The organism is Pseudomonas sp. YL2, assembly GCF_023063025.1.
In the GTDB taxonomy this organism is placed as follows: Bacteria; Pseudomonadota; Gammaproteobacteria; order Pseudomonadales; family Pseudomonadaceae; genus Aquipseudomonas; species Aquipseudomonas putida_A.
Genome location: NZ_JAJSLU010000008.1, coordinates 82,639 through 98,149, shown reverse-complemented (window position 1 = coordinate 98,149; position 15,511 = coordinate 82,639). Strand labels below are relative to the sequence as shown.

13 protein-coding genes are annotated in these 15,511 nt (G+C 61.3%); 6 read left to right on the top strand and 7 right to left on the bottom strand.

The window, feature by feature from the left end:
- Positions 1–336: 336 nt before the first annotated feature.
- Positions 337–2,298, top strand: a complete 1,962-nt coding sequence (betT, locus tag LVD08_RS13820) for a choline transporter BetT (protein WP_166496387.1) — start codon at positions 337–339, stop codon at positions 2,296–2,298.
- A 24-nt stretch (positions 2,299–2,322) separates the two neighbouring features.
- Here the strand turns inward: betT and LVD08_RS13815 are convergent, their stop codons facing one another.
- Positions 2,323–2,583, bottom strand: coding sequence for a hypothetical protein (locus LVD08_RS13815; protein ID WP_025110994.1), 261 nt, complete (start codon positions 2,581–2,583; stop codon positions 2,323–2,325).
- Positions 2,584–2,978: 395 nt separating this feature from the next.
- Between LVD08_RS13815 and LVD08_RS13810 the strand changes: the two genes are divergently transcribed.
- The gene (locus tag LVD08_RS13810) at positions 2,979–3,161 is read left to right on the top strand and encodes a type II toxin-antitoxin system HicA family toxin (protein ID WP_027611194.1); all 183 of its coding nucleotides are present in this window, start codon (positions 2,979–2,981) and stop codon (positions 3,159–3,161) included.
- A 59-nt stretch (positions 3,162–3,220) separates the two neighbouring features.
- Complete coding sequence (locus LVD08_RS13805) at positions 3,221–3,622, top strand: type II toxin-antitoxin system HicB family antitoxin (protein WP_247268400.1); 402 nt, start codon at positions 3,221–3,223, stop codon at positions 3,620–3,622.
- A 35-nt stretch (positions 3,623–3,657) separates the two neighbouring features.
- Here the strand turns inward: LVD08_RS13805 and LVD08_RS13800 are convergent, their stop codons facing one another.
- Complete coding sequence (locus tag LVD08_RS13800; protein WP_027611196.1) at positions 3,658–4,695, bottom strand: LacI family DNA-binding transcriptional regulator; 1,038 nt, start codon at positions 4,693–4,695, stop codon at positions 3,658–3,660.
- A 205-nt stretch (positions 4,696–4,900) separates the two neighbouring features.
- Between LVD08_RS13800 and LVD08_RS13795 the strand changes: the two genes are divergently transcribed.
- The 3 genes from LVD08_RS13795 (at position 4,901) to mgrA (ending at position 9,675) form a co-directional block, all read left to right on the top strand.
- Positions 4,901–7,126, top strand: coding sequence for a TonB-dependent receptor (locus LVD08_RS13795; protein WP_247268399.1), 2,226 nt, complete (start codon positions 4,901–4,903; stop codon positions 7,124–7,126).
- Position 7,127: 1 nt separating this feature from the next.
- On the top strand, positions 7,128–8,447 hold the full coding sequence (locus LVD08_RS13790; RefSeq protein ID WP_247268398.1) for an LLM class flavin-dependent oxidoreductase: 1,320 nt from the start codon (positions 7,128–7,130) through the stop codon (positions 8,445–8,447).
- Between the two features lie 190 nt (positions 8,448–8,637).
- Entirely contained in the window at positions 8,638–9,675 is a 1,038-nt protein-coding gene (mgrA, locus tag LVD08_RS13785; RefSeq protein ID WP_115988448.1) for an L-glyceraldehyde 3-phosphate reductase, read from the top strand.
- A 164-nt stretch (positions 9,676–9,839) separates the two neighbouring features.
- Here the strand turns inward: mgrA and tauD are convergent, their stop codons facing one another.
- The 5 genes from tauD to gshA all read right to left on the bottom strand — a co-directional run bounded on the left by tauD (position 9,840) and on the right by gshA (position 15,246).
- Complete coding sequence (tauD, locus tag LVD08_RS13780) at positions 9,840–10,682, bottom strand: taurine dioxygenase (RefSeq protein ID WP_247268397.1); 843 nt, start codon at positions 10,680–10,682, stop codon at positions 9,840–9,842.
- Positions 10,683–10,823: 141 nt separating this feature from the next.
- Complete coding sequence (tauC, locus tag LVD08_RS13775) at positions 10,824–11,657, bottom strand: taurine ABC transporter permease TauC (RefSeq protein ID WP_247268396.1); 834 nt, start codon at positions 11,655–11,657, stop codon at positions 10,824–10,826.
- Positions 11,654–12,448, bottom strand: a complete 795-nt coding sequence (tauB, locus tag LVD08_RS13770; RefSeq protein ID WP_027611202.1) for a taurine ABC transporter ATP-binding subunit — start codon at positions 12,446–12,448, stop codon at positions 11,654–11,656. Before tauB ends, tauC begins: the two co-directional genes overlap by 4 nt.
- Before the next feature lie 16 nt (positions 12,449–12,464).
- Positions 12,465–13,442, bottom strand: coding sequence for a taurine ABC transporter substrate-binding protein (gene tauA, locus LVD08_RS13765; protein ID WP_027611203.1), 978 nt, complete (start codon positions 13,440–13,442; stop codon positions 12,465–12,467).
- A gap of 220 nt (positions 13,443–13,662) precedes the next feature.
- Entirely contained in the window at positions 13,663–15,246 is a 1,584-nt protein-coding gene (gene gshA / locus LVD08_RS13760; RefSeq protein ID WP_247268395.1) for a glutamate--cysteine ligase, read from the bottom strand.
- Positions 15,247–15,511 lie beyond the last annotated feature (265 nt).

Genomic DNA, 15,511 nt, shown 5'->3' with positions numbered 1-15,511 from the left:
TTTCAAATGTGGGAGCGAGCCTGCTCGCGAATGGTTTTTTGGGTCAGATCGAGATAATGGCATTCAGCCAATTCTCCATTGAACGAATCCCCTCAAACCCGCGTCATACCCCTCCTTGGGCTACTGTAGGAAAACTACCGCCTGGCCCTGCGATTAGTCCTTACCACCCTATCCATGTTTAACTTGAACGTTCATTCAAGTTAAACCGGTGGTTCGCTGCCCGCTCACAACAGGAGGCTTACCTTTGCTGAGTCCGATCATTTCAGCCACGTTTCAACCCCTCGAGGTGCACGTTTCATGAGTGCATCGTCTACTCCCACCAGCGGCCTGGTCCGCATGAATCCGCCGGTGTTCTACTTCGCCGCGACGGTGATTCTGCTGTTTGGTCTGGTTGTCATCGCCATGCCGGAGCAGGCCGGAGCCTGGTTGCTGGCTGCGCAAAACTGGGCGGCCAATACGGTCGGCTGGTACTACATGCTCGCGATGACCCTGTATCTGGTCTTCGTGGTGGTCACCGCGTTATCGGGCTACGGCAAGATCAAACTCGGTGCCGACCACGACGAACCCGAGTTCAGTTACCTGTCCTGGGCCGGCATGCTGTTCGCCGCCGGGATCAGCATCACGCTGTTTTTCTTTTGCGTATCCGAGCCACTGACGCACCTGGCCCAACCGCCGCAAGGCGAGGCCGGCACCGCCGATGCGGCGCGGCAGGCGATGCAGATTCTGTTTCTGCACTGGGGCCTGCACGGCTGGGGCGTGTTCGCCTTCGTCGGCATGGCGCTGGCCTATTTCGCCTACCGGCATAACCTGCCGCTGGCCTTGCGTTCGGCCCTGTACCCGCTGATCGGCAAGCGCATCAACGGCCCCATCGGCTACGCGGTGGACGGCTTCGGCATCATCGCCACGGTGTTCGGTCTGGGCGCCGACATGGGCTTCGGCGTATTGCACCTCAATTCCGGTCTGGACTACCTGTTCGGCATCGCTCACACCCAGTGGATTCAGGTCGGCCTGATCACGTTGATGATGGGTGCGGCGATCATCGTCGCCGTGTCGGGTGTGGACAAGGGTGTGCGGGTGATGTCCGACATCAACATGCTGCTGGCCTGTGCGCTGCTGCTGTTCGTGTTGTTCGCCGGGCCCACCCAGCACCTGCTCAACACCTTGATCCAGAACCTCGGCGATTACCTCGGCGCGTTGCCGATGAAGAGTTTCGACCTCTACGCCTACGACAAACCAAGCGACTGGCTCGGCGGCTGGACCGTGTTCTACTGGGCCTGGTGGATCGCATGGTCGCCGTTCGTGGGCCTGTTCATCGCGCGGATTTCCCGTGGCCGCACCATCCGCGAATTCGTCTTCGGCGTGCTGCTGATTCCGCTCGGTTTCACCCTGGCGTGGATGTCGATCTTCGGCAACAGCGCGATCGATCAGGTCCTCAACCACGGCATGTCGGCACTGGGCATGTCGGCCCTCGACAATCCGTCGATGAGCCTTTACCTGCTGCTGGAAACCTACCCGTGGAGCAAGACTGTCATCGCGGTGACGGTGTTCATCAGCTTCGTGTTTTTCGTCACTTCCGCCGACTCCGGCACCGTGGTGCTGTCGACGTTGTCGGCCAAAGGCGGCAACCCGGACGAAGACGGGCCGAAATGGCTGCGAGTGTTCTGGGGCGCGATGACCGCGTTGATCACCAGCGCGTTGCTGTTCTCCGGCAGCATCGATGCGCTGAAATCGGCGGTGGTACTGACCTCGCTGCCGTTCTCGATGATTTTGCTGCTGATGATGTGGGGCCTGCACAAGGCGTTCTATCTGGAGTCGCAGAAGCAGATCGCGCAACTGCATTCGCTGGCACCGGTCTCCGGTTCGCGGCGAGGCACGGGCGGCTGGCGCCAACGTCTCAGTCAGGCGGTGCACTTCCCGTCACGCGACGAGGTGTACCGCTTCATGGACACCACGGTGCGCCCGGCGATTGAAGAAGTGACGGCGGTATTTGTCGAGAAGGGTCTGAACGTGGTCACCCAGCCGGACCCGGCGCACGACAACATCAGCCTGGAAATAGGCCACGGTGAGCAGCATCCGTTCATCTATCAGGTGCAGATGCGCGGCTACTTCACGCCGTCGTTCGCCCGGGGTGGCATGGGGTCCAAGCAACTCAACAACCGCCGCTACTACCGCGCTGAAGTGCACTTGAGCGAGGGCAGTCAGGACTACGATCTGGTCGGCTACACCAAGGAGCAGATCATCAACGACATCCTCGACCAGTACGAACGCCACATGCAGTTCCTGCATCTGGTGCGTTGATCGGCAACTGAGCGCCGGGACGTTTCACGACTCGGCGCTCAGCACCATGAACAACACCATCGCCGCCATCGGCACCCCGAACACCGCACTGCCCACCGCGATCTCCGAACCCAGCGGCTGCCCGGCATGCACCACCCCCACCGCACCATTGATCACCGTCAACGCCAGCCACAGCGCGGCGAAGCTGTAGGCCAGGGTCTGCCGGCTGAAGCCAATGCGCTCGCCGATGTAGAGCATCAGGGCGAGCAGGACCAGACCGAAGAAGATGATGATTGCGGTGTGCATAGGCGTGCCTGCGGGTCATGCGGTGCTTGATCGGACGCCTTCGCGGGCAAGCCCGCTCCCACAGTGATCTCGGTCATTCACAGATTCTGCGTACAACCAAGATCCTGTGGGAGCGGGCTTGCCCGCGAAAGGGCCACCTCGGTGTCATTTAGAGCATAGACAAGTCAGCCCACAACCATACTAGCCAACCCTTCTCGATCGACATATTTCGCGACTCATTCAAATGTATCTGGACGAGAAGGCCCTTTCTCGCTGGCCCGCGTCTGCCGTTGGTCGAACCAATAATCGGGTGTTTGTTCACTCAGCTAATATTTATCCGAGTGTGTATTGTGTGTATGAATCGGTTGTCCACGCCCTAGAGTGACCAGCTCTTGCTGTCGAAAAGGGCGAAGGAAATGCGTAGTCGGGAAATGATCAGGATGATCGAGGAGGATGGTTGGTATCTGGTTGCAGTGAAGGGTAGTCACCATCAGTACAAGCATCCGCGCAAGCCGGGTCGGGTGACGATCAAGCATCCGGATTCAGACCTTCCCAAAGGGACGATCAACAGCATTTTGAAACAGGCGGGGTTGAAATGAAGCCCGTTATTGGAAGTGAAAGTCCTTTTATGGACACGTCAGAGGAAGGATTCACGTTTATGAAATTCCCGGTCGTTTTGCACAAGGATGCCGACTCGGACTACGGAGTGATTGTCCCGGATGTACCGGGGTGCTTCTCCGCAGGGAGCACGGTAGCCGAAGCTTTTGAAAACACTCAGGAGGCTCTGGCCCTGCACTATGAGGGGCTGGTGGTTGATGGTGCACCGTTGCCTCGAGTTCAGGATATTGATGCACATCTCGACAACCCGGATTACGCGGGTGGAATCTGGGGTGTTGTCGACTTTGATATCACACCCTATTTCGGCAAGTCGGTACGCTTCAACGCCACGCTGCCCGAGCAACTGCTGGAGCGTATTGATCAAACAGTCCGGCGTGATCAACGCTACAGTTCCCGCTCCGGATTTCTGGCCGCAGCTGCGTTACGCGAATTGTCGGCATGACGAACAACCTGTAGGGGCTGCCGCAGGCATGTATGTCAGGTGCTCTCGCGCTCGATCACGTTGCACTGCAACAGATTCAGCCGCTGCACATCATCGCTCGGCAACACCCCAAGGCTTTCCAATACCCGCGTTGCCGCCAGTACGCCAATCTCCAGTGCCGGTGGCTTGATCGTGCTCAGGCTCGGCAACAGCATCTCGGCGAACGGGTAATCGCCGAAGCCGAGCACGGCGCAGTCTTCGGGGATCTTGATGCCTGCGCGTTGCCCGGCGAGCAAGCCGCCGGCGGCGAGGTTGTCGTTGGCGAAGATGATCGCGTCGGGGCGCGGGGAGGCGTTCATCAGCGCTTCCATCGCTTGCTTGCCGGCTTCGAACGGCGCGCGGTCGGCGTCCGGGGCGAACACCCACGGTTGAAGTCCGAACTCGCGCACGGTGGCGGCGTAACCGTCGCGACGTTCGAGGGCACTGAGGTCACCAGGGGCGCTGTTCTGCACAAAGGCGATACGGCGATAGCCTTTGTCGTGCAGATAACGCGCAGCGGTCACGCCGACTTCATAGTGCGAAAAGCCGATCTGCATCGGCTCGCGATCCGGCTGGTAATCCCAGGTTTCGATCACCGGAACCTCCGCTTCGGCGATCATCTTTTCCGTGCCCGCACTATGGAAATGGCTGGTCAGCACCAGCGCCGCTGGCGACCAGCCAAGAAATGCGCGCACGGCGTTTTCTTCCTGTTCGGTACTGAAGTAACTCGACGCCAGCAGCAATTGATAACCGTGGCGGCTGAGGGTGTCGCTGAAACCCTGAATGGTGTTGGCAAAGATCGGCCCCGAGATGTTCGGAATCACCATGCCGACGATTTTTCCTCGCGCCGAGGCCAGGCCACCGGCCACCAGATTCGGCACATAACCCAGCTCGGCAACTACTGCTGCAATGCGCTCGCGGCGCTCCGGCGAGACGGTTTCCGGCTGATTGAAATAGCGCGACACGGTAATCGCCGACACCCCGGCCTCGCGCGCTACCGTATTGAGGGTCACGCGTCCGGCGCCACGGCGTTTGCGGGGCTTTTCCTGGGTCAAGGCTCGATCCTTCTTAAAAACCAAAACGCATATAAAAGTAATTTTTCAGTATTGGACGCTCTATGCCGAGGTTGCCAATACTGGCGATGTTAGCGCTAACAAAGCGCATTGTCTGCTACTCGCTCGAGCGAATGCCCAAGACACCGATTCAGGCGCTGTCGTCGCAGAACGGCAGCGGTTCAGGGCCAATTTTGAGCGGGCAATCATGCACAACATTCCTGGGGCGACACACAAACTGGCGCAGTCGATTCGCGCCGCTGGCTGGATCTTTACCGGGCTGGCGGCGTTGCCGCTGCCCACGGCTTTCGCCGCCGACAGCAGCGAACAAGAGCCGACCCTCAAGTCCGTCACGGTCACCGCCACCCGCCGTGAAGAGTCGCTGCAGAAGGTGCCGGTGGCAGTCTCGGTGATCGACGGCGAACAACTGGAACGCGACAACCGCAACGGCGTGGCGAGCATCGTCCAGCAAGTGCCGTCGCTGAATTTCCGTACCGGTGCGTCGAACAAGGACACCTCGTTGTTTGTGCGAGGCGTCGGCACGATTTCCACCTCGCCCGGCGTCGAGCCAACAGTGGCCACGGTGATCGATGGCGTGGTCTATGCGCGTCCCGGCCAATCCACTCTCGACTTGCTGGATCTGGAGCGCGTCGAAGTGCTGCGCGGCCCGCAGGGCACGCTGTTCGGCAAGAACGCCTCGGCTGGTGTGCTCAACATCACCAGCAAGGCGCCGACCAACGAGACCCACGGTTACATCGACCAGTCGTACTACAGCGGCAATGAAAGCCGCACCCGCTTCGGCATTGGCGGCAGCCTGATTCCGGACACGCTCAAGGGGTCGATCAGCACCCTGTTCGGCACTTACGACGGCAACGTCGATAACAAGCACAACGGCCAGGAAGTCAACGGCTACAACCATCGCGGGGTGCGCGGCAAACTCGAATTTACTCCGAACGATGACGTCACCTTCACCCTGATCGCCGACTACATGCAGTCCCACGACGACGGTCCCAACGGCGTCGTCAGCAAGTCGTTGACCCCGGCCTTCGCCAACGCGCTGAGCCCGGTCTATGCGAGCAACCACAACCGCGACATCAACACCGATACCCGCAGCCATGTCGAGGACACCAACAAGGGCCTGTCCGGCCAGCTCGACTGGCAACTGGGCGATTACACACTGACCTCGATCACCGCGTGGCGCGGCTGGGACAACACCCAGTATCAGGACGGCGATCGGCTGAGCACGATCACTGCAGCGTTCCCCGGCACCGCCGACAAGGGCGAGCTGGCCTTCGACCAGTACTCGCAGGAGCTGCGCCTGGCCTCGCCGAAAGGTGAGTTCCTTGAATACGTTGGCGGCCTGTTCTACATGCACGGCAAGGATGACGAGACCTATCAACGCACCTTGACCACCACCACACGCACCGACCGTGGCGTCGCCGATTACAGCACCACCAGCGACAGCTACGCCGCGTTCGGCGAAGCCACGTTGAACTTCACCTCGGACTTTCGTGGCATCGCCGGCCTGCGCTACACCCACGACGATCTGGAATACGATCACCGTCGCGTCTCGACATCGGCGACCACGGTCAGTGGTATTCAACCTGCAACCAGCAGTTCCGGTTCGGTAGACGAGGACGGCTGGTCCGGTCGGCTAGGTGTGCAGTACGACCTCAGCGATGCGGTCACCACGTATCTGACCTATTCGCGTGGCTACAAAGGCCCCGCCTACAACGTGTTCTTCAACATGCAGCCGCGTGACACCGAGGCGCTGAAACCGGAAACCTCCAACACCTGGGAGGCGGGGATCAAAGCGACGAGCTGGAACAATCGGCTGACCACCAACCTCGCGGTGTTCCACAGCGATTACGACAACTATCAGGCGAACTTTTTCGACACCGTCGCCGGGCAAGTGGTGACGCGCCTGATCAACGCCGGCAGCGTCAGCACCGAAGGCGTCGAACTCGATTACGCCTTGCAGGCGACCCAGCAACTGAAGTTCTCCGGGGCGCTGGCCTACACCCGCGCGCGCATCGACCAGTTCAGCTGCCCCGCCGGTGCGGCGGCGTCGTGCAACGTCAATGGCAAGCCGCTGCCGTTCAGCCCGGACTGGAAAAGTTACGTGCGCGCCGACTACACCATCCCGCTGGACAACGGCCTCGATATCGAACTCGGCACCGACTACAGCTGGCAGAGCGAAGTGCAGTACGACATCAGCCAGAACGCCGATACGAAGCAGGGCGCCTACGGCATCTGGAATGCCAGTGTGGCGCTGGCCGATTACAGCAACGGCTGGCGCGTGGCGCTGCTGGGCAAGAACCTCGCCGACAAGTCCTACTCACCGTTGCTGGCCAGCGGCGGCAGCTACATCTACCGCGCCGTGCCACGGGATGACGAGCGTTACTTCGGCGTGCAATTGCGCAAGGATTTCTGAGATGAGCAGACAGTTGAAACTCGGCGCGTTTCTCATGGCCACCGGGCACCACGTCGCCGCGTGGCGGCACCCGGAGGTACCGGCCAATGCCGGGCTGGATTTCGTCCACTACAAGCGTCTGGCGCAGATTGCCGAGGCGGCGAAGTTCGACACGCTGTTCGTCGCCGACAGTGTTGCCGCGCCGACTCAGGACATCGCCAGCCGCATGGCGCGCTCGGATCACTTCGAACCGCTGACCTTGCTCTCGGCCCTGAGCGCGGTGACCGAACACATCGGCCTGATCGCCACGGCGACCACCAGCTACAACGAGCCGTATCACGTGGCGCGCAAATTCGCCTCGCTCGATCATCTGTCCGGCGGGCGTGCGGGGTGGAATCTGGTGACTTCTGACAACGCCGCCGAAGCGCTCAATTTCGGTCGCGATGAGCACATCGGCCACGCCGAACGCTACAGCCGCGCCCGGGAGTTTCATCAGGTGGTCACCGGGCTGTGGGACAGTTGGGAGGACGATGCCTTTGTCCGCGACAAGGCCAGTGGCGCGTATTACGACCCGTCGAAGCTGCACGTGCTGGATCACGTCGGCGAGCATTTTCGGGTGAAAGGCCCGCTGAACGTGGCGCGCTCGCCGCAGGGACAACCGGTGATCGTGCAGGCAGGCTCGTCTGAAACCGGGCGTGAATTGGCGGCGCAGACCGCTGAGGTGGTGTTCACCGCGCAGACTTCGCTGGCCGGCGCACAGGCGTTCTACGCCGACCTCAAGGGGCGTCTGGCCAAGTACGGACGCAGTGCCGATTCGCTGAAAATCATGCCCGGGGTGTTTGTCGTCGTCGGCCAGACAGAAGCCGAAGCGCAGGAAAAATGTGAAACGTTTCAGCAATTGGTCGAACCGGAGGTTGGCGTGGCGTTGCTTGGGCGTATGCTGGGCAACTTCGACTTGTCGAAGTACCCGCTGGACGGCCCGTTACCGGAGTTGCCACTGACCGACAGCGGCCAGCAGAGCCGGCAAAAATTACTGACTGAACTGGCGGGGCGGGAGAATCTGACCCTCGCCGAATTGGGCCGCAGGATTGCCGGCGGACGAGGGCATTACAGTCTGGTCGGCACACCGGCGCAGATCGCTGATCGCTTGCAGGAGTGGTTCGAACAGGGCGCGGCGGATGGCTTCAACGTGCTGGTGCCGCACCTGCCGGGCGGGCTCGAAGACTTCGCCCACGGCGTGGTGCCGGAACTGCAACGGCGTGGGCTGTTCAGAACCGAGTATGAGGGCCGGACCTTGCGCGAAAACCTGGGGCTTGCCCGACCCATAAACAAATTTGTGTAAAGACTTTTGTGGCGAGGGAGCTTGCTCCCGCTGGTCTGCGAAGCAGGCCTAAAACCTGCAATCGCATTCAGCCAGGCATACCGCGCTGGATGGGTTTGCGGTTGCTGCGCAACCGAGCGGGAGCAAGCTCCCTCGCCACAGGTTTGGGATTCACCCTCAATTTGCTGTCAATCAAACAAGAGAGGATTCGATGACTTACACCGCTGCCGAAAACCGCTACGACTCCATTCCTTACCGCCGCGTCGGCCGCAGCGGTCTGGTGCTGCCGGCGCTGTCGCTGGGCCTGTGGCACAACTTCGGCGACAGCACGCCGATCGACACCCAGCGCGCCCTGCTGCGCACCGCGTTCGACCTGGGCATTAACCACTTCGACCTGGCCAACAATTACGGCCCGCCGTACGGCAGCGCCGAGATCAATTTCGGTCGCCTGCTGCGCGAAGACTTCAAGCAGTACCGCGATGAACTGATCATTTCAAGCAAGGCCGGTTGGGACATGTGGCCCGGCCCTTATGGCCAGGGCGGCGGCTCGCGTAAATACGTGCTGGCCAGTCTGGACCAGAGCCTGCAGCGCCTCGGTCTGGACTATGTGGATATCTTCTATTCGCACCGCTTCGACCCGGACACCCCACTGGAAGAAACCGCCAGCGCCCTCGCCACTGCCGTGCAACAGGGCAAGGCGCTGTACATCGGCATCTCGTCGTACTCCGGGGTGAAAACCCGCGAGATCGCTGCGCTGCTCAAGGAATGGAAGGTACCGCTGCTGATTCATCAGCCGGCGTACAACCTGCTCAATCGCTGGGTGGAAAAAGACCTGCTCGACACCACCGAAGAACTCGGCACTGGCGTGATCGCCTTCACCCCGCTGGCGCAAGGTCTGCTGACCGACAAGTACCTCAACGGCGTGCCGGCGGATGCGCGGGTCAACCGCCCAGGTGGCGGTTCGCTGCAGGCTTCGCACTTGTCCGAGGCCAACATTGCCCACGTGCGCGCGTTGAACGAGATCGCCAAACGTCGCGGCCAGAGCCTGGCGCAACTGGCACTGGCCTGGACCCTGCGTGATCCACGGGTGACCTCGGCGCTGATCGGCGCGAGCCGGCCGGAGCAGATCATCGAGAACGTCGGGGCGTTGAAGAATCTGAGTTTCAGTGCTGAGGAACTGGCGGAGATCGACCGGTTTGCCCAAGAGGGCGGGATCAATCTGTGGGAGAAGCCGTCGACTGCTGAATAAGTGACTGGCGCCGAATTATTCGGCGCCTGCTTTGACGCCTTCGCGAGCAAGCCCGCTCCCACATTGGATCGATGGTGAACACTGGTTTCGTGTGCACCACAATCCCACAGTGGGAGCGGGCTTGCTCGCGAAGGGGCCTTTGAAAACAACACAGCAATCAGGCCTTATTTGAAGAACGGCACATCCCCCAACACCGTAGCCCGCTGCATCACCCGTCGTGCCGGACGGTAATCATCCACCGCGTAATGTTGGGTCACGCGGTTGTCCCAGAAGGCAATATCGTCCTGCTGCCAGCGCCAGCGAATGGTGAATTCCGGCCGCGTTGCATGAGCGAACAGGAATTTCAGAATCGCTTCGCTCTCGGTTTCCGACAGCTCGTTAATCTTCGAGGTAAAGCCTTCGTTGACGAACAACGAACGGCGTCCGCTCACCGGGTGAGTGCGGATTACCGGGTGCGACAGCGGCGGATTCTTGCGCCTTGCTTCTTCCCACTGCGCCAGGGCTTGCGGCGTATTGCCGTAGCGTTCCAGCGGAAACGAACGGGTGAAATCGTGAGTCGCGGTCAGCCCTTCGAGCAGCTTTTTCATCGGTACCGACAGTGCTTCATACGCGGCAATCCCGCTGGCCCACAACGTATCGCCGCCGAACTCTGGCAGCAGTTTGGCGCTGAGCACCGCGCCCATCGCCGGCGTTGGCAGGAAGGTCACGTCGGTGTGCCAGATCGCGTTGTCACGGACATCGGTGACCGCGGTGTCGAGGATCAGCACTTCGGGCTGCTCCGGCACGTTCGGGTAGATCGGGTGAATGTGCAGGTCGCCGAAGTACGCGGCGAAACGTGCCTGTTGCGAAGGCTCGATCGGCTGGTTGCGGAAGAACAGCACCTGATACTTGAGCAGCGCCTGCTCGATGGCGTCGCGCTGTTCCAGGTTCAACGGCTGGCTGACGTCGACGCCGCTGATCTGCGCGCCGAGGGCCGAGCTTAATGGGGTGATGGTCAGGCTGCTCATGGTCTTTCTCTTCGAATTCGGGGTGTGATGCTTTTGTGGGAGCGAGCCTGCTCGCGAATGCTGAGTGTCAGGCGAGAGTGCGGTGACTGATCCGACGCTTTCGCGAGCAGGCTCGCTCCCACAGGGGGCACATGAAATTTGTCAGTGGGTTTGGCCGTGCCACGGCACCAGTTTGCGCTGCAGGGCGCGCAGGCCCATTTCCATGGCGAAGGCGATCAGGGCGATCACCAGAATCCCCAGCACCACCACATCGGTGACCAGAAATTGCGCAGCCGACTGCACCATGAACCCCAAACCGCTGGTGGCGGCGATCAGTTCGGCGGCGACCAGGGTCGACCAGCCAACGCCCAGACCAATGCGCACACCGGTGAGGATGTCCGGCAGGGCGCTCGGCAAAATCACATGGCGGATCAGTTGTGCGCGAGTGGCACCGAGCGACTGCGCAGCGCGCAATTTCGCCGGGTCTACAGTGCGCACGCCGGTCGCGGTAGCGATGGCGATCGGCGCAAAAATCGCCAGGTAGATCAGCAGCACTTTCGACAACTCGCCGATGCCGCACCAGATCACGATCAGCGGCAGATAAGCCAATGGCGGAATCGGCCGGTAGAACTCGATCAACGGATCAAGCACGCCACGGGCAATACGGTTGGCGCCGATGGCAATGCCCACCGGCACCGCGGTCAGAATCGCGAAGCCGAGACCCAGACCGATGCGGCTCAGGCTCGCGCCCAGGTGCTGCCACAGAGTTGAATCCATATAGCCCGTGGTCGCCAGCAACCAGCCTTTTTGCAGCACGGCGGAGGGTGGTGGCAGGAACAGCGGTTCGATCAAACCAGTGGCGGTCACGGCCCACCAGATCACCAGCAAGGCGAACAGGGTCAGCAGGCTGATCCACCGCGTGCTGAGGCTGCGCCGCACGGGAATCGCCACCGATGGGGTTTTCACTGCCTGGGCGGAAACGTCGTAACTGCTCATGCGCGCTCCTGCCGTTGTACGGCGCTGCGTTGCGAGAACACTTTGCTCAGCACGTGCTCGCGGGTTTCGATAAAACGCGGGTCGGATTTGATCGCCCGCGCCGACTCACCGGCAGCGTAGCGTTGACCGAAATCCAGCTGCAGACGCTCGACGATCTGCCCCGGATTCGGCGCCAGCAGAATCAGGTCAGTGGCGAGGAATACCGCTTCTTCGATGTCGTGGGTAATCAGGAACACCGGTTTTGCAGTGCGCTGCCAGACTTGCAGCAACAGCTCCTGCATCTGCTCGCGGGTGAATGCGTCGAGGGCGCCGAAGGGTTCGTCCATCAGCAGCACGCGCGGGTCGGCGGCGAGGGCGCGGGCCAGGCCGACGCGCTGTTTCTGGCCGCCGGAGAGTTGCCAGATGCGGCGATTTTCGAAACCGGAAAGGTCGACCAGCGCGAGCATTTCCCGGGCGATCTTTTCGCGTTTGTCCTTGGCAACACCGGCCAGTTCCAGACCGAAAGCCACGTTAGCCAGCACATCCTGCCAAGGCAGCAGCGCATCATCCTGGAACACCACGCCACGTTCGGCGCTCGGGCCTTTGACCGGCACGCCGTCGAGGGTGATGCGCCCGGCGCTGGGTTCAACGAAGCCGGCAATCAGGTTCAACAGCGAAGTCTTGCCACTGCCGGACGGGCCGAGGGCGACCAGCAATTGCTGAGGCCCGAGGGTCAGGGAAATGTCCGCCAGCACCGGTTCCGGGCTGCCGGGATACTGTGCGCTGATGCGCTCCAGCTGTAGCAAGGCCATCGCAGTCAACTCCCGATCAGTTAGTGATGTATTTGGCGCTGACGTACGGCGCGTAGTCCGGCAGTACGGCTTCGACCTTGCCTTGCTCCTTGAGGAACGCGGCGGTGTCGGTAATGGCTTTGGTGGTCGGCGCGCCGAGGCTGATCACCTGATCAGCCGCCAGCGGGTAGACGTTGCCCTGCAGCAGCGATGGAATGTCGCTGGCCTTGGCGCCGGAAAGCTTCACCAGCTTGTCGACGTGGGACTGGTCGGCGAGCCAGGCTTTAGGATCCTTGCGGTAATCGGCGTAGGCGTCGAGGGTGACCTTGGCGAACGCGGTGACGATTTCCGGGTGCTTCTCGGCGAAGTCCTTGCGCACGATCCAGGCATCGAAGGTCGGCGCGCCGAACTTGGCCAGTTCGCCGGAGGTGATCAGCACTTTGCCGTTTTCCTTGGCCACACCGAGGGCCGGATCCCACACGTAAGTGGCGTCGATATCACCGCGTTTCCACGCGGCGATGATCGCTGGCGGGGCGAGGTTGAGCACGGTGACTTTCGACGGGTCGATGTTCCAGTGCTTCAACGCCGCGAGCAGGCTGTAGTGACCGGTGGACACGAACGGCACGGCGATTTTCTTGCCGACCAGATCCTGCGGACTCTTGATTCCGGAACCGTCGCGAGCGACCAGTGCTTCGGCGGCGCCGATCTGGGTGGCGATGAGGAAGGTTTCCACCGGAACCTTGCGGGTGATCGCAGCGGTCAGCGGGCTGGAACCGAGGTAGCCGATCTGCACGTCACCGGACGCGATCGCGGCGATGATGTCGGCGCCGTTGTCGAACTTGCGCCAGCTGATGTCGGCCTTGGTGGCTTTTTCGTAGGCGCCATCGGCCTGGGCGACTTTCGCCGGGTCAACGGTGGTCTGGTAGGCGACGGTAAGGTCGGCAGCCTGCGCCAGAAAGCTCGCAGCAGCCAACGAGGCCACGGCCAGCAGGCGAAGCGGGAAATTCAGTTTCATGGGGGAGTGCTCCAAATCAGGCGACCGACGATCGGCGTGAAAGGAGACTAAATGATCTAAGAATCTAAAAATAAATAACTTTTTAGACTTAGCTTATGAGCGGAAAAATCTAAGCCTGGCCGCTGCGCGGTCATTCGCGAGCAGGCTCGCTCCCACAGGAGATTGCAATCTAATGTGGGAGCGAGCCTGCTCGCGAAAAGGTTCGAAGAACCTTCTGATGTCAGTTGCTGATCGCCAGAATACTCGCCTGATACGACCCGACAAACACATCGAAATCGCCGACCTCGTTCTGCTCCAGCTCCGCCTGTTGCGCCAGCGACGAGCGCGCCAGCTCCTCGAACTTCGCCTGTTCATCAGCAGCCAACGGCTCGCTGCGGAAGAACTCGGCATGCGCCTGGCTCTGACGCAGGGAGAATTGCGCGAAGCTTTCCTTGTGCTCGGCCATGGCCGCCAGCACTTGGGCCGACGGGGTCAGGGACGAATCCTTGACCTTGGCCAGTTGCGCGTCCAGCGCCTTGCTGTGTGCGTCGCCGCCATGGCTCTGATCGAGCAATGCCGCCAGCGGTGCGATTTTTTCCAGCAGATCGGCTGCCCAAACCTTCAGCTCGACCGCTTCGCCGTCACGCTGCAATTGCAGGCCCGGACGGCGACCTTCCTTGACCACACTGAGGAAGTTCGAAGTGGCATTGCCGCACGAAGTGTTGGTCAGCAGCGGACTGTCGTTCAGCGCGCAATACAGCAGAAACGCGTCGAGGAAGCGCGATTCGGTGACGTCGATGCCCATCGGCAGGAACGGGTTGATGTCCAGGCAACGCACTTCGACGTACTGAATGCCCCGGGCCATCAGGGCCTGGATCGGCCGCTCGCCGGTGTAGGTCACGCGTTTCGGGCGGATATTGGAGTAGTACTCGTTTTCGATCTGCAGGATGTTGGTGTTGAGCTGTACCCACTCGCCATCCTGGTGCGTGCCGACTTCCACGTACGGCGGGTATGGCGTGGCCACGGCCTTGCGCAGGCTGTCGGTGTAGCTCGCCAGATCGTTGTAGCACGGCGTCAGGCCGGCCTGGGCGTTGCTCTGGTAACCGAGGTCGCTCATGCGCAGGCTGGTGGCGTACGGCAGGTACAGGGTGTCCGGATCCAGTTGTTCCAACTGGTGCGAACGGCCGCGCAGGAAGCCTGCGTCCAGCGCTGGCGAAGCACCGAACAGGTACATTAGCAGCCAGCTGTAGCGGCGGAAGTTACGGATCAGCGCGATGTACGACGACGACTGGAAATCGCGGTCGGTGCCGACGAAACCTTCGGCTTCGCGCAGCAGCGGCCAGAGCTTTTCCGGCAGGGAAAAGTTGTAGTGAATCCCGGCGATGCACTGCATGGTCTTTCCATACCGCAGGGCCAGGCCCTTGCGGTAGACGTACTTGAGCTGACCGATGTTGGAGGTGCCGTAATAGGCGATCGGGATGTCTTCCTCGGCCGGCAACGGGCACGGCATCGATGGACTCCACAGGTACTCGTTGCCGAGCTTGCTGTAGGCAAAGCGATGAATCTTGTCCAGGCTCGCCAGCGTATCGGCCGGATCGGGCAGGGCAGGGGTGATGAATTCCAGCAGCGACTCGGAATAGTCGGTGGTGATCTGTTCATTGGTCAGCGCGGAACCCAAGGCTTCCGGGTGCGGCGTTTGCGCCAGACGACCTTCACTGGTCACGCGCAGGCATTCACGTTCGATACCGTGGAGGCACTGTTCGAGCAGAGAGAGGTTGGCGCGCTCGCCGAGCAGAGCCAGGCGGCGGTTGAGAAGTTCGCTCAATTTGGATTCCTTCACGCGTCAGTCGCCCCAATATGGGGGTGGGCAGGACGGTCTACAAGGGTGAAGTTGAAACTGGCGTTTTCGCCTGGTTTTTCGGGCTCACGAAGCCCCTTTCGAACCGCCGACTTCAATCCCTGAATCTGGCAGATGCACGCGAAGATTATGCGATCCCTGTGGGAGGGGGGGTTTTCCCCGAGGGGGGGGGGGGGGGCAAAACAAAATTGCTGTCCCACCCCCCCCCCCGGCCCCGCCCCCCCCCCCCACA

Coding starts and splice junctions, on each gene's coding strand:
- LVD08_RS13795 (WP_247268399.1), top strand. CDS start 4,901: ATGCACAACATTCCTGGGGCGACACACAAACTGGCGCAGTCGATTCGC.
- LVD08_RS13790 (WP_247268398.1), top strand. CDS start 7,128: ATGAGCAGACAGTTGAAACTCGGCGCGTTTCTCATGGCCACCGGGCAC.
- LVD08_RS13805 (WP_247268400.1), top strand. CDS start 3,221: ATGAAATTCCCGGTCGTTTTGCACAAGGATGCCGACTCGGACTACGGA.
- LVD08_RS13815 (WP_025110994.1), bottom strand. CDS start 2,583: ATGCACACCGCAATCATCATCTTCTTCGGTCTGGTCCTGCTCGCCCTG.
- tauB (WP_027611202.1), bottom strand. CDS start 12,448: ATGGCCTTGCTACAGCTGGAGCGCATCAGCGCACAGTATCCCGGCAGC.
- betT (WP_166496387.1), top strand. CDS start 337: ATGAATCCGCCGGTGTTCTACTTCGCCGCGACGGTGATTCTGCTGTTT.
- LVD08_RS13810 (WP_027611194.1), top strand. CDS start 2,979: ATGCGTAGTCGGGAAATGATCAGGATGATCGAGGAGGATGGTTGGTAT.
- tauC (WP_247268396.1), bottom strand. CDS start 11,657: ATGAGCAGTTACGACGTTTCCGCCCAGGCAGTGAAAACCCCATCGGTG.
- mgrA (WP_115988448.1), top strand. CDS start 8,638: ATGACTTACACCGCTGCCGAAAACCGCTACGACTCCATTCCTTACCGC.
- tauD (WP_247268397.1), bottom strand. CDS start 10,682: ATGAGCAGCCTGACCATCACCCCATTAAGCTCGGCCCTCGGCGCGCAG.
- tauA (WP_027611203.1), bottom strand. CDS start 13,442: ATGAAACTGAATTTCCCGCTTCGCCTGCTGGCCGTGGCCTCGTTGGCT.